Genomic DNA, 22,823 nt, shown 5'->3' on the forward strand with positions numbered 1-22,823 from the left:
CATAAATCCCTCTCATTGAATGCCACTCTCTCGTATCACTTCAACACGCCCGCTGCCAGTTCAAAAGCTTTTGCGATACACAACGTTGTGCGATACAATTAGAGTATGGCAATCACCTTCGCGGCATCGGCAGACAAGCATGGCGTACCGCGCGAGGATGCGATGCACGCCATGGCGAATGCCTACTACTCTGAGGTTGAGTTTGATGAGCCGCGGGTGCCTGGTCGTAGCAAGCCCACGTTGTTCGTCGGGCCGCCCCGCCAGCTTGGCGGGCCATTGTTGGAAGTCATGGTTGAGATCACGCCGCCAAGGGACATGTTCATCTTCCATGTGATGGAAGCTCGCCCGAAGATTCTTGAAAGGATGAATAGTGATGACTAAGAAAGATGCTCTGGCGCTGAGCGCCGACGACCAGGCCCGCTACGATTCGATGGCGGATTGGGCTGAAGATGCGATGCCCTTTGCGGCCGGAACGGCCACGGTTCGTCGCGGATCGGAGGCTGCCGCTCACGGGCGGGCGGCCCTGCTTGAGGCCGGGATGGATCCGGCGGAGCTTGACCGCCTTATTGGTGGACGTCCCAGTGTGGACCCGGATGCCAAGCCGGGCAAGCACTCTCCGCAGATCAACGTGCGAGTTTCTGCTGACATGAAGCAGCAGATCAAGGCACTTGCTGCGGAGCGAGATGTCCGGCCGAGCGATATGACCAGGGAAGTGCTGGAAGCCGGCTTGCGTGAACTGCAGCGCTCCCACCATGGCGCCGCGCGCCGGGTCAAGCACCCGGCCTGATGGACGTAATGGCCGAGTCACACGATCGGTTTTGGTCCAAGGTCCTCAAAGGCCCGGGCCCGGAAGCGCACTGGGTCTGGACGGCAGCCGTCGCTGATGACGGGTACGGCCGGTATTTCCTGCGCCAGGACGGGCGGGATACCTCCGTACGGCCCCACCGCTACGCTTACGAGCTGGCCACCGGGGTCCCGCTGCGCGAGGGCGAAGTGTTGCGCCAGGTGTGCAATATTCCTATCTGTGTGCGCCCGGATCCCCGGCACCTGATAGCCGGCACGCAGCGGGAGAACATGCTGGATCGTGCCTGGGATGGCCGGCACGCCAACGGCGCCACCTGGCGGTGGCGCGGCGTTGGACGAGAACTCTTTGCCGCCCGCTCCCGCGCCCTCCGGGACGCAGCCCTGGCACACGGCTGGGACCCCGCCATACTAGGCCCGCTCAGGAGGGGCATCGACCCGGAAGCACCCACACTTTTCTAAGAGATTTTCCCGTGCGAAGGAAAAAATTGCAGGGTCGGCCATTCGGCCGGCCCTGCTATTCCTACTCTGACGTAGGCTGACATCAGAGAACCCTGCCGGGCGTCCCGCTATGGCCCCGGCAGGGCTTTTCCATGCCCAGGCCACAACGCCCCGGCAATGGCGCCAGGGCATTGGTGGTGGTGTGGATCCGCTCTGGCCGGCAGTTTCATAAGTGGCCTGGTGCTCACGAGCTCGCACCAAGCTAAAGGGCGGTCGCTGCGCGCCCGACTGTGGGTGTTCGGTCCAGGCTCCGCAAGCTCCGCCCGGCCCGAACCCCTGCTTTTGAAAACGCTGCGCGTTTTTTGGTTGCTGTCCTTCGGATTCTACGTGTCCGCTCCACCCCGTCTAGCCCCTCCTTCGTCGGGGCCTGCGCCAGGGAAAACATGTTCCGGCGCTCCTGCGTCGCTTATTTCCTCCACACGTTTTCTCAGTCTTGCCCTTACGGGTAGACAGGGCTCCGTCGGCCACAGCTACGCAAGCTTCGCCAGCAACCAAAAAACAACGGGGAAAAGAGAAAAGCAGCTGGCCGGGTCACACCGCTCTCTCACCCCACCCTTCGCACAAGGAACAAACAACTATGAGCCTTACAACGCTGACGCCAGTAGCGACGCAGGACACCAAGGAAGTCATCACCCACGGCCAGATGCTGGGCGATTACCGGGAGGGCACCGGGTACGACTGGATGGAAGAAATCGAGGAAGAGGGCTGGGCCGTCATCCCCAACTGGGGCATTGACGGCTGGGACTTGGGCCAATGGCCCTACGTCATGGTCGCAGGCACCCGCACAGCGGACGGGAAAGGCCCGCTGTGGGGCATGGCCACCTACTGCGAGGGCGACGTCAAAACGACCTGGTACCGGAACCAGAAAGCCCACTGGGTCGCCGTCACCGAGCAAGCTCACTTCTCCTGGTCCATGGGACAAGCCACCGGCCCGAAAGACCTCCCGGCCAAGCTCGAAGACATCCCCGCCCAGTACGCCCAGCCGTACCCCGGCTGGCTGAGCTAGCCCAAGAAATGCTGTGGTGGCCCTCCCAAAAGCGGGGAGGGCTACCACAGCCCCCGCCACACATCCCGGGAGAAGGAGCCGTCATAATCAGTTTCATAAAGGAACACTGCCGTGGCCACAGGCACCGTTAAATGCTTCAACGCAGAGAAGGGCTTTGGCTTCATCGCCGCCGATGACGGGTCGCAAGACGTATTCGCGCACCACACGGCCATCGCCAGCGGCGGGTTCCCCACCCTGGAAGAGAACCAGAAAGTCCAATTCAACCTCGTCCAAGGCCCCAAAGGCCCCCAGACTGAAAACGTTCGCCCTCTGTGACCGCTCACGTCCATTGCGGCCAATCGAACCACTCCATCCGCTGCATAGTCTAGGGCTCAAGAACCAGGCCAGGCCTGGTTCTTGAGCCCTAGACTGTGTCGGTTTGGAAGACACGATCGCTCAGGTCGTTGCGGGGAATGCGTAACTGTCACTCGTTACCGTTGACGGTACCGTACAGTACGTAGAAGCCTCGCTCGGCGCTCGGACCGTCGGCGGCGAGGGCAAGCGCGCCGAATAACGGCCATCCCAGGCGGCCCCTTCGGTCCAAGCACCTTGAGTTCCATCAGTTCTTCTGCCGTCAGCCCTGTCAGCACCTTATTGATTTCAGCCATGAAACACTTCCCCCACTTGTGCAGGCTCATGTCCGCCTGAGTCCACGGGCTTGAGCATGGTGGCCGGTGTCGCAAGAATACGGGGATCACTTCCCACCAGTGGTACTTGGCGGTCTGGGACTGGCTTGGACCAGATATAGAGGTTGGCAATATCCTTGTGGCTGGGGCACTGCAGAATACAACTTTCCATTTTCTGGAGGACCACACCAGGGTCGTGAAATACTGGTGCTAGTGCTATATCCCGGCCAGAGTGGCTGGGGATAGGGCCAGCGCCAGCTCTTCCTCACCGAGCAGCTCACGTTCACGCACGATGCTGACGATGCCACGGCCTGTAGTCAATGCCTCCTTGACCAGTGCTGCGGAGACGGCGTATCCCAGCAGTGGGGTCAGCCCTGTCACGACCCCTAGTGACTCGTCCATGCGCCGGCGCAACACCGGTTCGTTTGCTGTGATGCCGTCCACGCAGCGTGAGCGCATTGTATCACAGGCGTTGGTGAGCCATTCCAGCACCTCAAGCAGTGTCTGCGCCATCATGGGTTCGAACGCGTTGAGTTGCAGCTGGCCTGCCTCCACGGCCATCGTCACGGCCGCGTCGGCGCCGACCACCCGGTAGGCGACCTGGCTGACCATCTCGGGGATCACCGGATTCACTTTGCCTGGCATGATCGAGGACCCGGCCTGGACCGGTGGCAGGATGAGCTCGCCGAACCCGGCTTGCGGTCCGGAAGACAGTAATCTCAGGTCGTTGCAGATCTTTGAAAGCTTCACTGCTGCCCGTTTCAGGATGCCGGAGACCAGCAGGAATACCCCCGCGTCGGATGTCGCCTCGATCAGGTTCGTGGCACTAACCAGGTCTAGGCCGGTAATTTCACGCATTTCACGGACCACTTCGGCACGGTAGCCGGTCGGTGCGGTGATGCCAGTGCCAATCGCTGTGGCCCCGAGATTGATTTCCCGCAGGTGGGGCAATAGTTCCCGCAGCCGCTGGGTGTCTTCGGCCAGGGTATCGGCGAACGCCGTGAACTCCTGGCCCAGTGTCATGGGCACAGCGTCCTGCAACTGGGTCCGTCCCACTTTCAGGATTCCGGAGAACTCTGCACCCTTGGTCCGAAACGCCATGCCCAGCTCCGCGTGGGCGGTGCACAGCGTCTCGATGGCGCGGTGCAAGGCCAGCTTGATCGCCGTCGGATAGGTGTCGTTCGTGCTCTGGGACCGGTTCACGTGGTCGATCGGGTTCAATTGCGCGTAGTCGCCCAAACTGTGGCCGAGCAGTTCTAGCGCTCGGTTGGCGATGACCTCGTTCGCGTTCATATTCGTGCTGGTCCCGGCGCCGCCTTGGATGCAGTCGACGGCGAAAGCGCTGTCGAATCCACCGGCCATGACCTGTTTGCAGGCTTCCTGGATGGCAGCTGCGCGTTCGGTGTCCAGTAGTCCCAGGGTTTCGTTGCTGCGAGCCGCGGCCAGCTTGATGGCCCCGAACGCCCACACCACCTCTCGCAGTGACCCCACCGGATGACCGCTGATCGGAAAATTCTCCATCGCACGGAGTGTGGAAATACCCCAGTACACGTCGGCAGGGATTTCCCGGCTCCCTAGCGAATCTGTCTCAAGCCGGCTTTTCGTGATCATGGTGAGTGTTCCTGGGGTGTAGTGGTGTAGTCCAAGGCCGTGAGGGCCAGGGCGGCGGCGCCGTCGTGGATCGCCTGGTTGGCGGCCGCGCCAACACAGTGTGCGGCAAAGTCGGGCTGGTGGTTGCTTGCGGGAAAGCATCCGAGCCCGATGTAGGGGTGGATGGCCGGGACGAGCTGGGAGACGTTGCCCATGTCTGTGGACGCCCGATTCATGGTCGCCTGCTCGGCCGGGGCATCGAAGCGTCGGCCCAGCGACTGGGCGTGCGCCTTGTAGAGTCCCAACGCCCGTTCATCGGTGTGGAACTCCGAATATGGTTCCGATTCGGGGGTGATGGCCAGTTCGGCACCGGTTGCCAGAGCCCCCGCTTCAAAGCAGCGACGCACCAGTTCATCGAGGGGGCCGAGTTCAGCCAGTGTTTCGGCGCGCACATACCAGCGGCCCTCGGTATGCTCGGGGATCGCGTTCGGGGCCTGTCCGCCGCGTGTTTGGATGCCGTGTACTCGGGTGCTGGCCGCCAGTTGTTGACGCAAAAGGCCCAACGCCACCTGGGCGATGATGAACGCATCGTTCGCGTTGACGCCCCGGTCCGGATAGGCGGCGGCGTGCGCCGATTTGCCCCGGTACTCGACGTGGTGGTGGGCGACGGCGAAGGGGCGGGCCTCCGCGGAATCCACCGGGCCAGGGTGCACCATCATGGCCAGATTAAGTCCGGCGAATGCACCCCGCTTGATCAGCTCGATTTTGCCGCCGCCACCCTCCTCGGCCGGGGTACCGTACAGCTCAATGGTCAAGTCACGTTCGGCGGCAAACGATGAGAGGATGATGGCGGCGCCGACGGAGGTGGCGGCGATGATGTTGTGGCCGCAGGCGTGGCCCAGGCCAGGTAGGGCGTCATACTCGGCCATGAGCCCGATACGCTGGCTTCCGCTGCCAAACGTCGCGCGCACAGCCGTGTCGAAACCGAGATAGCCACGGTCAACGGTGAAACCATGCTTTTCGAGAAGCTCGGCCGTCCACGCACTGGCTTGGTGTTCGGCCCAGCCGAGCTCTGGGGTGGCGTGCAGCCGTTCGGAAAAGTCGATGAGCGAAGGCATCTCGGCGGCGACGGAGGCGAGCACCAGCGTCCGGGTCTTGGCGCTGTTCACAGCAGCTGCGTCCGTGGAAATGTCAGCGGTCATCGCCGGGCACCCCATAGCCCACCGAAACGGCCGGATCCAGGCCGCGCACCACGTAGGCATCGCGCTGGGGCAACCACACGCCCAGCAGCTCGCCAAGGGCGTCGATAGGGTCGTCGTGCCAGTCCACGCGCAGGTCCGTGTCCGGCCAGCCATGACCGGAGGTCACCGACAATCCGGCCGAATGTAGGGGCCCAGACTCGCCTCCGGCCACTAGCCCCGCGCGTAGTGCCGCCAGGAGCCGGACCTCAAGTTCACCGGTGGTGGCAGTGAACGCGTCACACATTTCCTGGGGGACACTGTCGTTCGCCAACATGTTTCCCGCGGCCACGGAACCATCCCCATAGCCTTCCCCTAGGGTGCCGAGCGTGTGTGCACCGCTGAACACAGCCGATGTCCCGGCGATGTCGAGGACGATGATCTGGCGGTACTCGATGTCCGGCGTCTGTGCGGTCAGCCGCGCCAACGCCTCCGCGGCTGGCACGCCGGCTTCCAAGGCATCGAGCAGCGTCGTACCTAGGCGCGGGTCGGTGATGTTTTGCGAGCTGACCACGCCGGCACGGTCGCGCAGATGTGCGCAACGGGCAGCCACAGCGGGCGAGGAGGAGGTGACGGCGATCCCATACCGGCCCCCGCCGTCGGTGCCGGCAATGCTGAAAGTCATCTCCGGTCTCCTGCCAGGACGGCGGTGGCGTCGATCTCCACGAGCCATTCGGGCCGGGCCAGCGCGCTGACCACGATCCCGGTGGAGACCGGAAATACACCTTTGAGCCAGCGGCCCATGGTGCGGTAGACCGTTTCCCGGTAGCGCGGGTCGATCAGGTACACGGTGACTTTCACAATGTCCTCCAGCGTCCCGCCGGCTTCTTCCAACAACATCTTGATGTTCGCCATGGCCTTCTCGGCCTGGACCTCGACGTCGCCAATGCCCACCGACTCACGGGTGTCCAAATCCTGCCCGATCTGCCCGCGCAAATAGACCACGCCGTTGGCGACGACCGCCTGGCACAGGTCATTGTCCAGGTTCTGCTCCGGATAGGTTTCCTTGGTATTGAACGGACGGATGCGCGTGTGTGTCGACATCAGAATGCTCCCATCGCCGCAAGGGCTGTTTGCTCGTTTTGGGCAAGGTAACTTTGCTGAATCGCGATCTGGTCCGCGACATACTTGGCGTCGTGCCACACGCCCCAGATGAAACTCGATCCGCGGCGTGACTGCCACGGCAGGCCGAGGAAGTAGACTCCGGCCTCGGGCGATACGCCGCGTTGCTGCCGCGGCTTGCCGAACTCATCGAACGCGTCGACCTGCAACCAGCTGTAGTCGAGGGCGAAGCCGGTGGCCCAGACGATCGTGGCGACCCCCGCGTTGGTGAGGTCGAGCTCGAGGATTGGGTGGGTGACGTTTTCGGGATCGGGGCGCAGAGTGCGCGCATCAGGCTCTTCGGGCAGGTCCAGGCCGTTGCGCTGGATGTAGGCATCGGCTTCGTCCAGCACCTCTAGATAGTGGGCGTCGCCGTTCGCGATGTTCTTGCGAAGATCTTGGGCAAAGTGCATGGTCCCGTTGGCGAACGATTCGGTCCGGCCCACGAGCTCGATGCCATTCTCCGCGAGAGCCCGGAAGTCCACGGTATGGCCGCCGTCCGCTCCACTCACCGCGATCGTGACGTGCTCCGCACCCAGGGGGGGCGTGGAGGCATCCCACATACCGAGCACTCCGAGCCACCAGCAAAAGTCCCGTCCGCGGTAACTGCGGGGGGGCCTGTCATGCGGCCCGACCGAGAGGAAGACTTGCCGGCCCGACCTCTGAATTTCCGCAGCAATCTGTACGCCCGAGGACCCCGCCCCAACAACGAGAACGGCACCTTCAGGTAGTTGTCCCGGGTTGCGGTAGGAACTTGAGTGGATCTGCACGAGCTCGGCAGCGTCGGGAACGACGGCTGGAATCACCGGTCGTTGGAACGGCCCCGTCGCGGCAACCACGTAGCGTGCATTGAAGTCTCCGTCCGATGTCTGAACGTGAAAGCCGGGTGCACCCGCGTTTCTACGTACAGAGGTCACCTCGACACCGCAGCGGATCGGCGCATCGATCTTCTCCGCATAGGAGACGAAGTAATCCGCGACCTGCTCCTTTGACGCAAAAGCCCCCGGCTCGAGTCCGTCAAATTCCAGGCCAGGAAAGCGGTCATGCCAGACCGGGCCATTCGCTACCAGGGAGTCCCACCGCATTGAGCGCCAACGCTCGGCGATGCGGTGACGCTCCAGAACGAGATGCGGTATGCCGCGGTCGCTCAGGTGTTCACTCATCGCGACTCCGGCCTGTCCTGCACCTACGACCAGGACCTCAACCTCTTGCCTTGACATATCAATCTCCTAATCCTTGGGCAATTGCCACAACGCGAGTTGACGCGCACGACTGCAAAAGAGCATGCACGTTGCCAGTCCCGTCCACGGCAACCATCGGCCGGAGTGTTTTCGTAACGGCCGCCGCGGCCCTTTGTGTGACGGCCATTTCATTCTCACCCCACAAACCTTCATCTGCATAGCGCATAAAATCGCTCAAACGCATCAGAAATTCTGATTTCGGGGGTTAGGATTGCTTCATGGATGTCACCCTCACCCAACTGCGCTACTTTGTCGAGGCAGCCCGGCGCCTGTCCATGACCGGGGCCGCCGAGCGGCTCAACGTTGCGCAGTCGGCCGTCTCCGCCGCCGTGTCCGCGCTGGAACGCCAGATCGGCTCCCAGTTCTTCATCCGCCAACGTTCCAAGGGGCTGGTGCTCACGCCGGCCGGAGAGCTGTTCCTGCGGGACGCGCAGGCCGTGCTGGCGCACCTGGAAGAGGCCCTGGACCATGCCCGAGGCGAGCAGCGCAGCGTCGAGGGGCGAGTGCGTCTGGCCTGCTTCAGCACCCTGGCACCGTTCTTGCTCCCAGGGATCCTAGGGCGACTGCGCGCAGAGCATCCGCGGCTCGAGCTTGAGGTCACCGAAGCCGATGCCGCAGGCTGTTCCGCGGCTTTGCTTAGCGGGCAGACCGACTTGGCCCTGTGCTATGACCTGGGACTTCCAGACGGGATCGCTTGCACCGCCGTCGACACCGCCCGTCCCTATCTGGCGTTGCCTCCCGGGCACAAACTGGCAACGCGGAAAGAGATTGCACTTTCTGAACTGCGCGATGAACCGTTCGTGTTACTGGACCTGCCACATAGCCGCGAGCTCATGCTCTCCATTCTCCGGGGGGCGGGACTGGAGCCTGACGTGCGGTTCCGCTCGGCAAGCTACGAGACCGTGCGCACTTTCGTGGCCAACGGTCACGGCTATTCGATCCTGCACCAGCGCCCGCACCACGGGCTGACGTACGACGGCGGGCGGGTCGCCACGGTCGCCATAATGGATCAGGTGCCCGAGCTCCGAACCGTTTTGGCGCACCTTCGTACGCAACGGGCGACTGCGAGAATGCGGGCGGTCGCTCACAGTGTCCGGGCCCAAGTGGCCGCCGCGCACCGAGTGGAATAGCGTACAGCAGTGCCAGAGCGGACCGCTGAAGCCCCTGTTAAGGTGGCGACCATGCCGTCAGCAGTTCCGACGCGGCGTAGTGCAGATACTACGCCCTGCGACTCGGCCATCCTGTACCTCGATGCACCTCGCCCCTGCCGGCCGCCTTCCATCTTCGGCTTGATGGTGCCGCCTGAGCAGCCAAGCCCGCATCAGGGCGCGGCGGTGCCGGTGCTACCGTCGCAATCCGTCGCTGTCAGCGGTGCTTGGAACTGTCTGGTGTGCTGCGGGTTCCCCGGCGGTCAGGCGTGACAGGGCCCGTTCCACCAGGTGGCGTTGCCGGGATCCGGTGATGGCATCCGGGTCCAGCATTGAGGTGATATGCAGGCCGAACATGACGTTCAGCAGCTCATCGGCTACTGCATCCGGGTCCGCCAAGGTGGCACATTCGCCATCGTACTCTGCCTCTGCGAGGAAACCCATCACCAAGGCCCTCCAGTGCAGCAGTGCGTCCCGCCCCACGGCACGTAGGGGCTCCTCGGTCTGAGCGCGCTGCCAGAACGAGACGGCGACGCGGGCCTCGACCACGGTCAGGGGATTTGCCGGAATGATTTCCAGGCACAGGCCGCGCAGTGCGGCCAGGCCGCGCCGTCCGCAGATGCCAGTCTCGATCCGCTCGTTAGTGCGCTCACAAATCAGCTCATAGGCGGCCAGCAGCAACGCGTCCTTGTTCGGGAAATAGTAGGCCAGCACGCCGGGGGCCGCGTAGCCGCACTCCCGAGCGATGTCGCGCATGCTGGCATTGTCAATGCCGTGACTGGCGATCAGCTGCCAGGTGGTTTCGATGATGGAGCGGCGCCGTTCCTGGTGATCGACCAACCGTGGCATCATTACTCCTTGTTCGTACGGGGGCCGTCTCCCGGGGGTTGCCCGGATCCTTCAGAGGGCATGGTTCGTCTGGGCAACGGTGGCGGGGGCCCGGTTATTAACCGGGCCCCGCCACCGTAGCACCACGGGGCACGGTGCGGCCGCGGTTCAGCCTCCGCAGTGGCCGGCTGTGCCGCTGTCAGGACCGGCTTGGCTGGCCGTGCAGTGCCCCGGGGTTGACGTGGGCACATTCAGGGTCGGGTTCGCATCGAAGAAGCCGTGGGGCTTCAGGGTGAACCCGGTGGTGTCCACGGGCATGACTGGCCAGTCCTCCGGACGCGGGAAGTGGGTAAGACCGAAGGAATGCCAGACCACGATGTCCTGCCCGTTAATGTCCCGGTCGGCCGCCACAAATGCGGGCAGGCCGGCGCCGCCGGGGTGCTGGTTGACGAAGTCGCCGGCCGCGTACCGCTCGTCCTCGGCGAACTGTGTGACCCACAGGTGATGCCGGGCAAACGTAGCCCGATCGGCTATGGAGGAGTCCTCGGCCATCGCCAGTGTGGGCTGTCCTTCCGGGTAAAGCGTGTAGCCAACCGGGTGGCCCAGGTGGTTCAGGGACGTCGGATTGCTAATGTGCCACACGCGCCCCAGGGCACCGTCCGCGTCTCGCACGGCCGCCGCTTCGGAGGCCAGCACCGTGCGCTTTTGGGTAAACGCGTTGCCGTGCGGGTTCCCCGGGCCTTTCGGCAGGCGCATCAGGTCCAGTTCCTCGACCCGATTGTTTTCGCCATCGACCATCATGTCCAGGCGGGCGTTGAAGAGGTGCTGGTGGAATGGTGCCCCCAAGCCCGGGGCGATCTCCGAGGCGAAGGCATAGTTCTTGTGGGGCAGTGCCGCAGTGAAGACGATTCCGGTGGCTTTCGCCTCGAATTCGATGGTGCCGTCCAGGTAGAGGTACCAGTAGAACCCGTAGTCGTAGTTGCCCACGGTGGTAAAGAAGGAGACGACGAGCCGGCGATTGCGGCGCACTTCGTTGGAATTCGCCCATTCGTCGGTGTGCTTCCACAGGATGCCGGCATCCTCTTCGTGAATGCAGATTCCGTTCTCGATTTCCCGCGGGTTGCCGAAGTCGTCGGCGACGATGGGGGAAAGGTAGGTGATGTCGCCGAGGCAGTCGCAGCCGAGTTTGAGCGAGTTCGCGTCTCGGCCCACCAGGTATTCTCCCGAGTCGAAGTAGTTCTGCCAGCTGCGGTACGGTGCCGGGTCCCCGTACGGGACCACCATTTCGGAGATCGACGCGCGATGGATCAACGGCCGACGGTGACCGGCCTGGGTGTGGTGGATCTGGTGCAACACCAGCCCCTCGCGGGCATCGAAGCCCACGCGCAGGTCCCAGCCGAGCCACGAGAGGTGGTTGCCCTCCAGCGCGAAGCTGGGCCCTTCCGGCTGGGTGATTTCGATGGGTCTCAGGTCGGTGCGCAGTGTCCCGTGGATGGCGGCTTCGGTGTAGTTGCCGTTGACATTCGGGACAGGGACGGGGCCGTCGTCGATGAGGTGGTTTACCCGCCGGTTCTCGATGTCGACGAACGCGACAAGCCCATCGATGGGGTGGGCCCAAGCGTGGTCGCCGGGGTGGTCCTGGCGGAATCCCAGCCCGCGCAGCAGGCGCTTGCCTGTTTCGTTCTCATACTCAAAAACCCCGGCGGACAGTGGGGCCACACGGACCTGAATCGGGGTGAGCCCTCGGCTGGCCAGGGCTGCCTGCCACTGCGGGTCGGCAGAGAGGATCTCCTCGATGATCTCGAACTCCTCCAACAGCACCGGCAGCTGACCATCATGGGAGGGGTCCAGTTCGCGGCTATGGATGACTGAGCTGTCATCGAGGGACACCGATACATCCAGTGAGCGGGATTGGGAGGCGTCCCAGAGCATCACCCGGACCCGGCGGCCCGGGGCCGGGGTGTCGGTGCCGTATAGCTCGGCCTTGGCCGGCTCCAGCAGGCCTAGGTACGCAAATCGAGTGGTGTCGGCGACCAACCCGGCCGCTTCCAGAATGCTGCGCGCAGCCAGGATTTCTTCTGCGGCCAGCTGGTCCAGCGGGTGCAGCTGCGTCATCGCAGCGTCGGTGGTGATGGTCATGGCACTTCCTCAAGTCGATTTTTGATGGTACAACTGTTCAACCAACAATTATGATGTTACCCAGACCACACCGTCTTCGTAAAGCGTCCGTTCGACGCGAATGGAAGGGGGCCGGATATTCCGGGCCCGGAATAGAAAAGAGACAGCAGTGACTCCTCTGGAAACCCAGTCGGCCACCACTGCAGGCCATGACACCCGCCGTCGGCGGGGGCCCGCCACGGTGCTGGTTCTGGCGGCGGTGGCAACCGTAGCGACGCACCTAGCTGGCGCCGCCGGGGCAGCAACCTCGGGCACCGGGCAGGGGATGGCGTGGGTGATGGCGGCCATGGGAGTGGCGTGCCTAGGCTGCCTAGTCCACTTGCGTCGGCCCTCGCACGGTGTCGCGGTCGCGGCGATTCATCTGATGGTTATGTCCACCATCATGGTGGCGATCCACCTGGCTATGGTGGCGGCGGGAGGACCGGTGCACCACCACGGTGGAGGTGCCACGGTCGGATCCGGGGCCGGCGCCGGACATGGCGGGACAATGTTGGCGCTTATTGGTGTCGAACTGGCCTGCCTCGCGGTTGCCGCGTGCGTGAACCGGCACACCTGGCGGACCGCGGAACACTGAATGCCACACCTCGGGGAACCTACAAATAGGGAGATAGACATGACGGAACTGACAAGAATGGTCTGGACGACGCGGGCCGATGGTCTGGACATCGACGGCCGGGCCTTCATTGACGGGGCCCGCAGGCAACCCGCCGATGGAAACGGACGGCCGAGCACGAGTCCCATCGACGGGCGGACCCTGGCCACGCTAGGGTCCTGCGGGGTGACCGAAGTCGAGACCGCCGTCGCGGCAGCACGCCGGGCCTTCCCGGCATGGTCCGGGGCTGGAGCCGTAGCGCGCCAACAGCTGCTGTTTCGCCTGGCCACACTGATGGAGGACAACGCCGAGGAGCTGGCGCTGCTCGAAACCCTCGACAGCGGCAAGCCCATCCTGCAGACCTCTACCGTTGACGTGCCCGGCGCCATCGCGACGCTGCGTTGGTATGCCGAGGCCGTCGACAAGATCGCCGGTGAACTGCCTGTCGTGCCGCCCGGCGCCACAGCCCAGGTTTCACGGGAGCCTCTGGGGGTCGTCGCTGCCATTGTGCCGTGGAACTTCCCGCTGGAGATCGCCATGTGGAAGTTGGCGCCGGCCCTCAGCTCGGGCAACACGGTCGTGCTCAAGCCCGCGGAACAGACGTCGCTGAGCATGCTGCGCGTCGCTGACCTGGCCACCGAGGCGGGGCTGCCTGCTGGTGTCTTGAACATCGTCACAGGTTCGGGCCGCGAGGTTGGCGCCGCGCTGGCGCACCACATGGGCGTCGACGCGATCGCCTTCACCGGCTCCACAGCGGTCTCCCGGACCCTACTGGAGGCCTCGGGGCACAGCAACCTGAAACGGCTAAGCCTGGAGGCCGGCGGCAAAAGCTCAAACATCATCTTCGCCGACACCGCCAACCTTGCCGAAGCCGCCGATAAGGCGGCGTTTGGCGCGTTCTATAACCAGGGTCAGGTCTGCTCGGCTACCTCACGAATCCTCGTCCAGCGTCAGATCCACGACGAGTTTCTGGCCTTGCTACGCAAATCCGCTACCGCCTATGAGCCTGCCAATCCGCTGGCCGGGCTGGAGGGCAACGGCTCTCTGATCTCCAGCGCACACACTGACGAGGTGGCGGCGTGGATCGAGCGTGGGCGTGCCGACGGGACGGTCTTGTTCGGCGGCGGTCGGCGGGTAATCGCCGGCTCGGACGCCTACCTGGAGCCGACGCTCATCGGCGGACTGGCACCCGAGCACGCCCTGCACCGTGAGGAGGTGTTTGGACCGGTGGCCGTCCTGCAGCCCTTCGACACGGAGGAGGAAGCGGTTGCTATGGCCAATGACACCGACTACGGGCTGGCCGCAGCCGTGTGGACAGCCGACCTAGCCAGGGCTCACCGGGTTGCCGCCGCGCTCGTGGCAGGAACCGTATCCGTGAACACCATCGACGCCTTGGGCAACAGCACCCCGTTTGGCGGGTTCAAGCAGTCCGGCTTCGGTCGAGACCTCTCCCTGCACGCGTTCGATAACTACACGGCTCCGAAAACCACCTGGTTCCAGTTCGGATAACTCCATTGGAACAATGAATCGCGCGATTTTCCGGCGATGGCAGTAATGCGCGACCACTGGCCGCACAAAGGCGCCCCCTCGCGCACAGACTTGTCAATCCGGGACAGGGACATTCGGTCGGCGCTCTGTTGCGCAGCGAGCAGAGGGCACTGAACACGAACGACACCACCCACGTGAAAAAGTCATCTACGGTACGCCTGGGTGGCGTCGTTCGTGTTCAGTAGCCGCCACTGGCCCCCGGCGGTATATCGAAATATTCGATGCAGTCCATCAATTTCCAATGCTTTACGTGATGAATCTCACGCTTCTATGCTGAGGCTACCCCACAGCACCGCGTTCCTGACATCTGGTAAAGGAATCGGTAACTGTCCCCGAAAGGAACCCCATGGCACAGTCAACAGGACCGACGGCACTGGCCCAAGAGCAGAGCAAGCATCTGCAAAAGTCCCTCGGCCGACTGGACATCCTCCTCCTCGTGGTCGCGGCCGTCATCTCTATCGAGGTACTTGGACAGGTCTCGGGTTTCGGCGTGGAAACGTTCACGTGGACCCTTGTCCTGGCCATCACGTTCCTGATCCCCTACGGGCTGATCTTCGCCGAGGTCGGCGGCACGTTCACGGAGGAGGGCGGAGTATACGTATGGACGAAGATGGCCTACGGCCGAGTGGCAGCCGCCGTCACAGCGCTGTTCACCTGGGTGACGCAGCCCGTCTGGGTGGGCGGGGCCATGGCGTTCGTCGCCGTCGAGACATGGTCAGGCTATGTGACACCTATCGAAGCTGGCAGCCTTTCCGACTACCTGTTCAAGCTCGGCTTCATCTGGATCACCGTCGGATCGGCCGTCATCAGCCTCAAACGCGGCAAGTGGCTGCCAGCACTGGGTGCCATCCTAAAGATCGTGTTTCTGGCATTCTTTCTGGTCGTCACGGCTCTCTACGGTTTCCAGCACGGTTTCAACGGACTGAACCTGGCTTCCTTCTCGCCAACTCTGGCCGGCTTCCTGGGCGTGACCCCTTGCTGCTGTTCTCCTTCCTTGGCTTCGAATCGGGCAACAGCGCCGCCGGAGAGATGAAGAACCCGGGCCGTGACGTGCCCATCTCGGTGGCTCGCTCCGCCATCATCGCTGCGGCAAGCTACCTGCTGCCGATCCTGGCGATCTTGCTGGTAGTCCCGTTGGACAAGATCACTGGCATCAGTGGGCTCTTCGGAGCCGTGTCGACCGTGTACACGATTTTCGGCCCGGCGCAGCACGCTATGCTGGCCATCTCCGCTGTCGTGTTCTGCTTCGTGCTGGTCTCTCAAGGTGCGGCATGGATGATCATCAGTGACCGCATGCAGGCGATGGCCGCCGCGGACGGATCGTTCTTCGGGGGTTTCTTCGGCCGGTTCCACCCAAAGCTGGGCACGCCCGTGCGCGTCAACACGCTCTCCGGCGTGGTCGCCACAGTGTTCATGCTGGTGGCCATGCAGCTGACCGGCAACAGCGGTGCACTGTTTCAAGTCGTGCTGACCATTGCCATCTCGACCTACCTGCTCAGTTACCTGCTGGCCATCCCGGCCGCCGTGAAGCTGCGCACAAAGTTCCCGAACGAGCCCCGGCCGTTCAAGGTACCAGTCTCTGATCGAGGCTTCTGGATCCTCGGCGCCATCTGCTTCATCTGGGTGCTGCTGGGTTCGTGGGTGGCCATCTTCCCCGGCACACTGGAGGCCGTGTTCGGGATCCAGTACAGTTTCGCCAACATCTGGGGCGTCTCGCAGGGAACGTTCGAACTGTTCACGGTCGGAACCCTACTGTCCATCCTCGCACTAGGGCTGGTTGGATACGCGTGTGGCAAGCCGGTCCGCGACCTGGTCAACGGGGATCTAGGCGCCGGGTCCCCCGTGGATGTGGCGGTCGACGCCGACGCATGAGTCGAGTTCCCGCCAACCGAAGTACCCGATAAACTCAAAGATGATGTCTACCCGGACCAAGTAACTAGCCTAGTCTGTTTAAGTATTTCACCCAAGGCCACACTAAGAAGCCCACTGCGATTGCCATAGTAAAAAGGGCTCTTCAGGATTGAGGGTGTAGAGGGCGTCGCGGCATTGTGAGTCGAAGTTCGTTGAGTTGTTCCAAAACTAGGTGAGGGCCTTAGGAGAGAATCGGATTGTCTAAGATCTGATCCCTCGTCCACAAGGCCCTCGTGAACAACGCTACCTTCCACAGCCCTGACCTGACCACTTTCTGCCGCCTTGACGGCCTCGGCCTAGAAGTCACCGGGCAGTGTTTGTATCCAGACCGTGCGGTTCTTGCCTGCCGCGTGGTGGAACCGGATGAGTGGTGCAAGAAGTGCGGTTCCCAGGGTGTCCCGAGGGATACCGTGACGCGTCGGTTGGGTCATGAACCTTTCGGCTGGCGGCCCACCATTTTGCTGATCAGGCTCCGCCGTTACCGCTGCACCGACTGCGGTCACGTGTGGCGGCAAGACACCTCGAAAACTGCAGCGCCGCGGGCGAAGCTCTCCCGCCGTGGGCTGGCCTGGGCGCTGGAAGGCATCGTGGTCCAACACCTCACCATCGCCCGCGTCGCCGAAGGCCTGGGCGTTACCTGGAACGCCGCGAACAACGCCGTGCTGGCCGAAGGTAAGCGGATACTGATTGATGACCCCCACCGCTTCAACGGTGTGAAGGTCATTGGTGTTGACGAGCATGTCTGGCGGCACACCCGCCGTGGAGACAAATACGTCACCGTCATCATTGACCTGACCCCAATCCGCGACAAAACAGGCCCGTCCCGCCTGCTTGATATGGTCGAGGGCCGCTCGAAACAAGTCTTCGCCACCTGGTTGCATGAGCGCCCACAAGAGTGGCGGGACGGCATTGAAGTGGTGGCCATGGACGGCTTCACCGGGTTCAAAAGCGCCTCGACCGAGGAACTACCCGAGGCCGTCCCGGTCATGGACCCCTTCCACGTCATCCGCCTGGCCGGGGACGCACTGGATGTGTGCCGGCGCCGAGTTCAACAAGCAACATTCGGGCACCGCGGCCGTGCCGGGGACCCGCTGTACAAAGCCAGGCGAACCCTTCACATCGGCGAGGGTCTGCTGATCGACAAGCAACGCCAACGCCTTCAAAACTTGTTCGACGATGATACACATGCTGAAGTGGAGGCCACCTGGGGCATCTATCAGCGCATGATCACGGCCTACCGGGACCCAGACCGGAACCAAGGCAAGAAGCTCATGCAGTCCGTGGTTGACTCCCTCTGCGCCGGCGTCTCGGCCGCACTCACGGAACTCAAAACCCTGGGACGAACCCTCAACCGCCGGGCAGCGGACGTGCTCGCCTATTTCGACAGACCCGGAACATCAAACGGTCCCGCCGAAGCGATCAATGGCCGCCTGGAACACCTCCGCGGATCAGCACTGGGCTTCCGCAACCTCACCAACTACATCGCCAGATCACTACTGGAATCCGGCGGGTTCAGACCGAAACTACACCCTCAATTCTGAAGAGCCTGTTTGATCTGGTCAAAGGTGCTGGATACCTTTGTCTCCTGGCTCAGGATAACGAAGTGTCGCGGAGAGGTGCCTCGAGCATGAGCGGGTTGGGGCGGGGACGGGCTAACCCCGGGTACTCAGGTAACGGCGTTGCGCGTCTTGAATTTGGCTTTGTCCCAGGCGCGGGTGTCGAGGATGTCGCGCAGGATCTCGACGGCATCCCAGACGTCCGCATGGCCGAGGTAGAGCGGGGTGATGCCGAAGCGGAGGACCCCGGGCTCGCGGTAGTCGCCAATGACGCCGCCGGCGATCAGCGCGCTCATGACGGCGTAGCCGTCCGGGTGGCGGAAGCTGACGTGACTGCCTCGGATGGCATGGTCGCGCGGGGTGATTAGTTCCAGGGGGTGGCTGGCGCAGCGCTGTTTAACGAGGGCGATGAACAGGTCGGTCATGGCTAGCGACTTGGCCCGCAGGGCTGCGGGGTCGACGTCGAGCATGATGTCCAGCCCCGTCTCCACCATGGCTAGTGAGGTGATCGGCTGTGTCCCGCACAGGAAGCGGTTGATGGTCGACGCCGGTGCATAGGAATCCGCCATGTTGAATGGCTTCGCATGCGACCACCAGCCGGACAGCGGCTGCCAGAAGCGGTCCTGGTGGCGGGCGTTGACCCAGATGAAGGCCGGGGCGCCCGGACCGCCGTTGAGGTATTTGTAGGTGCAGCCGACGGCGTAGTCGGCATCGGCGCCGTTGAGGTCGACGGCGACTGCCCCGGCCGAGTGGGCCAGGTCCCAGATGGCCAGCGCGCCCACACCATGCGCCTTGGCCGTGACAGCGGTCATGTCCCACATGGCGCCTGTGCGGTAGTTGACGTGCGAGAGCGCCAGGACGGCCACCGAACCGTCCAGGGCCTGCTCCAGCGACAGGTCTTCGTCGATAAGCCGCACCTCGTAACGGATGCCCGTCTCCTGCGCCACGGAGTTCAGGAAGTCCGTGATCCCCTCGGCGATGTAAATATCCGTGGGGAAGTTGTCGCGCTCCGTGACGATGACGCGTCGCTCCGGGTGATCCACCTGCTGGATGCGGATGGCGGACGCGAGGGCTTTGAACAGGTTCAGGCTGGTGGTGTCGGTGACGACAGTTTCGCCGTCTCGACCGCCGATCAGTTTGGCGAGCTTGTCGCCCAGGCGCACCGGCAGCTCGAACCAGCCAGCCGTGTTCCAACTGCGGATCAGCCCCTCACCCCATTCGGTAGCGATGACCTGCTGTGCCCGTTCCAGGGCCCCGACCGGGCGCGGACCGAGGGAGTTGCCGTCAAGGTAGATCACGCCGTCGGGCAGGATGAAGCGTTCCTTGAAGGACGAGAGCGAATCAGTCGAATCGGCGGCAACGCAGGCTTCGCGCGTGCTGAGATCCAAGGGGTGGGTGAGGGTTTCCATAAATTCTCCTGTAGTACCGAAAGCTGTGCGTCTACGCGACGGGTATTGTGTGTTTCAGCTCACAGATTAGAATATGAATCGGGCAGCGTTCACCCCTTCCGAATAATCAATCAAGATTGGAGCCAGTATTGAATCTCAATTCAGAAGTCATCCGTGCGCGCCCCCGTCAATCGAATCCGATTCACTTGGACGAGGCGGACATGGTGATCCTGCGCGAACTCTCCCAGGATGCCCGCACGCCCAATAACTTGTTGGCCAGCCGGGCCGGACTGGCTCCCTCAACCTGCTTGAATCGGGTGAGGGCGTTACGGCAGGCTGGGATCATTCGCGGCTTCCATGCCGACATTGATCTGGGCAGCTTGGGGCTGTACATTTTCGCGTTGATTTCCATCAACGTCCACGGCCAGGCCCGCAAAAACATGCTTGAGTTGGCCCGGGAGCTGCGGGACTTGCCGCAAACGCTCAATGTCTTCGTCCTGGGTGGAGAGCATGATCTGCTCTTGCACGTTGCTTGCGCCAACACAACAGAGCTCCGGGACTTCGTGGCCGCTAACCTCGGCAGCAATCAGGCTTTCGTCAGCACCCAGACCACCCTGATTTTTGAGCACATGCAGCCTACCTCGCGAATTCAAAGCGCCCGCTGAGCGGTTGGTGGAGATCCTCGGGTGCATCTCTCATACCGGGGAGCCCTGGTTGAGCTAGGCCAGCTGGCGACCGGTTCTAGCCCCATTGGTCTGGCGTTTTGGGGACGAGCGGCATCAGAGCGACATAGAATTGGTCCTATGAGCGAACACCTCTTTGATGCGGGCCCCGTCCAACCTTGGGCAGGTGCCTCAGCTGCCGTTGTTGAGCACACGGTGGAGTGGGTTGACACGGATGCGTCGGGGCACCAACACAACTCCGCGATCATCCGTTGGGTCGAATCTGCCGAGGCTGAGCTGTTTCGCCAACTTGCCCTGCCGGACTATTTCCCATCCGCTCCGCGCGTGCACCAGTCGGTGAATTTCCGCGCCAAGGTCTGGTTCGGTCAGCGCGTCACCACCACGATCTGGGTGCAGAAACTGGGTGTTTCCTCTGTGACCTTTGGCTTCGAGGTCAGGGTCAAGCCCATGGGGGAGCGCCCGGGAGGGCTCGCGGCCGACGGCATTGTTGTTGCCGCGCATGTCCCCGCCGGCGGAGACTCCTCGGCACCCTGGTCGGAGCACATTCGTGGCGCGATCACGGAGGCGGTGCCGCAGTGAGCGCTCTTGAGCCGGGCATCCGGCATCATCAATTGATCATCACCCTCTATGGCCTGTACTGTCGGGGCGTCGGCCAGGCAATGCCCGTTTCTGTGCTGATCGACATGCTCGGCGACCTTGGGTATGACGGGGCCGGGGTGCGCTCGGCGGTGTCACGACTGAAAGCCAAAGGTGTCCTGCGGAGCGTGAAGGATGGCAATGTCGCCCAGTACGAGCTCTCCTCGGCTGTTGCTGATTTGTTCGCCGAAGGTGACGAGCGGATCTTTTCTGACGGAACCCCGAATGTCACCCATGGTTGGGCGCTGGCCATTTTCTCGGTTCCCGAGACCTTGCGTAGTCGCCGCCATCAACTGCGCACGGTACTGTCTGGGTTCGGCTTTGGGTCGATGGCTTCGGGTGTCGGAGTCGCCCCGGAATCCGCTCTGGAGCGGACCAAAAAGCGGCTTCAAGCACTGGAGCTTGATCAGTTCGTCGACTTTTTTCGGGGCGACCACGTAGCTGAAGGTGATTTGCGCGCCAAAGTTGCCCAATGGTGGGACTTGGCGGCGTTGGATGCGCAGTTCGTTGAGTTCCTGAGCCTATACAGCGCAACGGCCGACCAATGGGTCGCCCGGATCGGCACCGATCCTGAACGTGCACTTGAGAAATCGACGCCGGAGCTGAGGCGGGAAGCCTTCCGCTCCTACATTCCCATGTTGACCGTGTGGCGGCGGTTTCCCTACAAGGACCCGGGCCTTGCTTCGGAGTACCTCCCTCAAGGCTGGAAGGGGCAGGATGCCAGAAAGGTATTCCTGGAGATTCACCGCCTGCTCGCACCCCTTGCCGAGGCCCATGCCCGGTCCTTGATGGCCTAAATACCCGTCATTGTGTCGGCTCTATTGGATGACGGCAATGCCCTGGATTTCAATCAGGGCTTCTTTCTGCCATAGTCGGCTGACGCCGATCCCTGCCATGGCTGGGTACTCTGAGCCTGCCATTTCGCGCCACAGTCGGCCAATTTCGCGGCCGTTGGCCATGTAGTCGTCGACGTCCGTGAGGTAGATCGTCACGCTGACCAGGTCTTGTGGCTGGCCCCCCGCTTCAATCAGGGTGGTCAGCACGTTGCTCAGTGCCTGTTCGAACTGGGCCACGATGCCGCCCGGAACGATCTGCATATCCGCATTCAATGCCGTTTGGCCGCCAAGGTACACAGTGTTGCCGGCCAGGATGCCGTGGGCGTATCCCGAGGGCTTGGGGAGGGCGGACGGGTTGATGGTCTTGTTGGGCATCATTTTTCCTTTAGTTGGGAAGTCCGTCTCAAAAATACTGTGACATGACTCTCATTTGGTGTTACATTGAGCATATTCGACGATCGTAAATAAGTCGACATATACCTTTGAGGGGAACGGCACCCATGAAACTTGCCACTTTGCGCACCGGTGGATCAGGCACCACGGCGGCCCTGCTGCTGGAGGATGAGGGCTATCTGCCGCTGCCGGCATCCAATGTGGGGAAGCTGTTGGCTCGCCCAGACTGGAAGGCCCAGCTATCCGCCGCAGCGGCAGGGGAGCATTTCGGCGTCGTCTCCCTGGGGGAGGCTGATCTGGCGCCGCTGCTGCCCACGGCAGGAAAAGTTATCTGCTGCGGCGTGAATTATCTCGACCACATCCAGGAGATGGGACGCGAGGTACCTGACTACCCGACGCTTTTCGCCAAGTATGCGGACACGTTGATTGGTGCCAGGGACAGCATTGAGGTCCAGGGCAGTGAGCGTGTGGACTGGGAAGCCGAACTTGCCGTCGTCGTTGGGGCACCCCTTGCTCGGGCAGATGAGGAAGAAGCAACTGCGGCGATCGCCGGATACACCGTTGCCAACGACGTATCCATGCGGGACTGGCAAAACCGAACGCTGCAATGGTTCCAGGGAAAGGCGTTCGACGCCACGACACCCTTGGGCCCGGTTCTGGTCACGGCGGATGAATTCCCCTCCAGCCATGGCTTTGAAGTTAGCAGCCACGTCAACGGCGAACTCGTCCAAAACGGCAACACCGCGGAACTGGTTTTCGGCCCTGCCAAGCTGCTGTCCTATATCTCCCAATTCACCACACTGCGACCCGGAGACGTAGTCCTGACCGGAACCCCCGGTGGCGTTGGTATGGGCATGAAGCCGCCGCGCTTCTTGGCCGACGGGGACGTCCTGCTCACCGAAATCGCAGGAATCGGCCAACTGGAGAACCAGGTCCGAATCCACGCTGTCGCCAACACCACCCACTAGACACCCGATACATCC

General features: G+C 62.8%; 21 protein-coding genes and 1 pseudogene. 13 read left to right on the top strand and 9 right to left on the bottom strand.

Translation table 11 applies throughout. The annotated features are described in order from the left end of the window. Positions 1-105: 105 nt before the first annotated feature. The 5 genes from AL755_RS03880 to AL755_RS03900 all read left to right on the top strand — a co-directional run bounded on the left by AL755_RS03880 (position 106) and on the right by AL755_RS03900 (position 2,623). Complete coding sequence (locus AL755_RS03880) at positions 106-381, top strand: hypothetical protein (protein ID WP_054009869.1); 276 nt, start codon at positions 106-108, stop codon at positions 379-381. Continuing rightward, positions 374-787, top strand: coding sequence for a hypothetical protein (locus tag AL755_RS03885; protein ID WP_054009870.1), 414 nt, complete (start codon positions 374-376; stop codon positions 785-787). Before AL755_RS03880 ends, AL755_RS03885 begins: the two co-directional genes overlap by 8 nt. Before the next feature lie 8 nt (positions 788-795). Next, on the top strand, positions 796-1,263 hold the full coding sequence (locus AL755_RS03890) for a hypothetical protein (RefSeq protein WP_082368889.1): 468 nt from the start codon (positions 796-798) through the stop codon (positions 1,261-1,263). Between the two features lie 616 nt (positions 1,264-1,879). Continuing rightward, positions 1,880-2,308, top strand: coding sequence for a hypothetical protein (locus tag AL755_RS03895; RefSeq protein WP_054009872.1), 429 nt, complete (start codon positions 1,880-1,882; stop codon positions 2,306-2,308). 111 nt (positions 2,309-2,419) lie between these two features. Continuing rightward, the gene (locus tag AL755_RS03900) at positions 2,420-2,623 is read left to right on the top strand and encodes a cold-shock protein (protein ID WP_054009873.1); all 204 of its coding nucleotides are present in this window, start codon (positions 2,420-2,422) and stop codon (positions 2,621-2,623) included. Positions 2,624-3,189: 566 nt separating this feature from the next. On the opposite strand, the gene AL755_RS03905 is transcribed toward AL755_RS03900, so the two are convergent. Genes AL755_RS03905 through AL755_RS03925 form a run of 5 tightly spaced genes read right to left on the bottom strand, consistent with a single transcriptional unit; the run spans position 3,190 to position 8,122 of the window. Continuing rightward, complete coding sequence (locus tag AL755_RS03905) at positions 3,190-4,584, bottom strand: aspartate ammonia-lyase (RefSeq protein WP_054009874.1); 1,395 nt, start codon at positions 4,582-4,584, stop codon at positions 3,190-3,192. After that, positions 4,581-5,765 carry a M20 family metallopeptidase gene (locus AL755_RS03910; protein ID WP_054009875.1) on the bottom strand — a complete coding sequence of 395 codons (1,185 nt, stop codon included), beginning with the start codon at positions 5,763-5,765 and terminating at the stop codon, positions 4,581-4,583. The genes AL755_RS03905 and AL755_RS03910 overlap by 4 nt, the downstream gene beginning before the upstream one ends. Then, entirely contained in the window at positions 5,755-6,426 is a 672-nt protein-coding gene (locus tag AL755_RS03915; RefSeq protein WP_054009876.1) for a DUF1028 domain-containing protein, read from the bottom strand. The genes AL755_RS03910 and AL755_RS03915 overlap by 11 nt, the downstream gene beginning before the upstream one ends. Further along, positions 6,423-6,845 (bottom strand): RidA family protein, encoded by a 423-nt coding sequence (locus AL755_RS03920; protein ID WP_054009877.1) that lies wholly within the window; start codon positions 6,843-6,845, stop codon positions 6,423-6,425. The genes AL755_RS03915 and AL755_RS03920 overlap by 4 nt, the downstream gene beginning before the upstream one ends. Then, the gene (locus tag AL755_RS03925; RefSeq protein WP_054009878.1) at positions 6,845-8,122 is read right to left on the bottom strand and encodes a flavin-containing monooxygenase; all 1,278 of its coding nucleotides are present in this window, start codon (positions 8,120-8,122) and stop codon (positions 6,845-6,847) included. Before AL755_RS03925 ends, AL755_RS03920 begins: the two co-directional genes overlap by 1 nt. Positions 8,123-8,361: 239 nt before the next feature. On the opposite strand from AL755_RS03925, the gene AL755_RS03930 reads away from it, so the two are divergent. Then, positions 8,362-9,273, top strand: a complete 912-nt coding sequence (locus AL755_RS03930) for a LysR substrate-binding domain-containing protein (protein WP_054009879.1) — start codon at positions 8,362-8,364, stop codon at positions 9,271-9,273. A 213-nt stretch (positions 9,274-9,486) separates the two neighbouring features. On the opposite strand, the gene AL755_RS03935 is transcribed toward AL755_RS03930, so the two are convergent. Continuing rightward, entirely contained in the window at positions 9,487-10,143 is a 657-nt protein-coding gene (locus AL755_RS03935) for a TetR/AcrR family transcriptional regulator (RefSeq protein ID WP_237762468.1), read from the bottom strand. Between the two features lie 144 nt (positions 10,144-10,287). Beyond that, a complete protein-coding gene (locus tag AL755_RS03940) occupies positions 10,288-12,258 on the bottom strand; it encodes a primary-amine oxidase (protein ID WP_054009880.1) in 1,971 nt (656 codons plus the stop codon). Positions 12,259-12,910: 652 nt separating this feature from the next. Here AL755_RS03940 and AL755_RS03950 point away from each other — a divergent pair. The 3 genes and pseudogenes from AL755_RS03950 (at position 12,911) to AL755_RS03960 (ending at position 17,889) form a co-directional block, all read left to right on the top strand. Continuing rightward, a complete protein-coding gene (locus tag AL755_RS03950) occupies positions 12,911-14,398 on the top strand; it encodes an aldehyde dehydrogenase family protein (protein WP_054009882.1) in 1,488 nt (495 codons plus the stop codon). A gap of 385 nt (positions 14,399-14,783) precedes the next feature. Continuing rightward, positions 14,784-16,309: pseudogene (locus AL755_RS03955) on the top strand (APC family permease). 272 nt (positions 16,310-16,581) lie between these two features. After that, the gene (locus AL755_RS03960) at positions 16,582-17,889 is read left to right on the top strand and encodes an ISL3 family transposase (protein WP_054009883.1); all 1,308 of its coding nucleotides are present in this window, start codon (positions 16,582-16,584) and stop codon (positions 17,887-17,889) included. Between the two features lie 125 nt (positions 17,890-18,014). On the opposite strand, the gene kynU is transcribed toward AL755_RS03960, so the two are convergent. Further along, positions 18,015-19,313 carry a kynureninase gene (gene kynU, locus AL755_RS03965; RefSeq protein WP_054009884.1) on the bottom strand — a complete coding sequence of 433 codons (1,299 nt, stop codon included), beginning with the start codon at positions 19,311-19,313 and terminating at the stop codon, positions 18,015-18,017. 128 nt (positions 19,314-19,441) lie between these two features. Here kynU and AL755_RS03970 point away from each other — a divergent pair, with 128 nt between their 5' ends. The 3 genes from AL755_RS03970 to AL755_RS03980 all read left to right on the top strand — a co-directional run bounded on the left by AL755_RS03970 (position 19,442) and on the right by AL755_RS03980 (position 21,408). Beyond that, the gene (locus AL755_RS03970) at positions 19,442-19,957 is read left to right on the top strand and encodes an Lrp/AsnC family transcriptional regulator (protein WP_237762423.1); all 516 of its coding nucleotides are present in this window, start codon (positions 19,442-19,444) and stop codon (positions 19,955-19,957) included. A gap of 138 nt (positions 19,958-20,095) precedes the next feature. Continuing rightward, positions 20,096-20,554 carry an acyl-CoA thioesterase gene (locus AL755_RS03975; protein ID WP_054009885.1) on the top strand — a complete coding sequence of 153 codons (459 nt, stop codon included), beginning with the start codon at positions 20,096-20,098 and terminating at the stop codon, positions 20,552-20,554. Further along, positions 20,551-21,408 (top strand): PaaX family transcriptional regulator, encoded by an 858-nt coding sequence (locus AL755_RS03980; RefSeq protein WP_054009886.1) that lies wholly within the window; start codon positions 20,551-20,553, stop codon positions 21,406-21,408. The genes AL755_RS03975 and AL755_RS03980 overlap by 4 nt, the downstream gene beginning before the upstream one ends. A gap of 21 nt (positions 21,409-21,429) precedes the next feature. Here the strand turns inward: AL755_RS03980 and AL755_RS03985 are convergent, their stop codons facing one another. After that, positions 21,430-21,822, bottom strand: coding sequence for a RidA family protein (locus AL755_RS03985; RefSeq protein ID WP_054009770.1), 393 nt, complete (start codon positions 21,820-21,822; stop codon positions 21,430-21,432). Positions 21,823-21,947: 125 nt separating this feature from the next. On the opposite strand from AL755_RS03985, the gene AL755_RS03990 reads away from it, so the two are divergent. Then, on the top strand, positions 21,948-22,808 hold the full coding sequence (locus AL755_RS03990; protein WP_054009887.1) for a fumarylacetoacetate hydrolase family protein: 861 nt from the start codon (positions 21,948-21,950) through the stop codon (positions 22,806-22,808). The last annotated feature ends 15 nt before the right edge of the window (positions 22,809-22,823 follow it).

This window comes from Arthrobacter sp. ERGS1:01 (assembly GCF_001281315.1).
Lineage (GTDB): Bacteria > Actinomycetota > Actinomycetes > Actinomycetales > Micrococcaceae > Specibacter.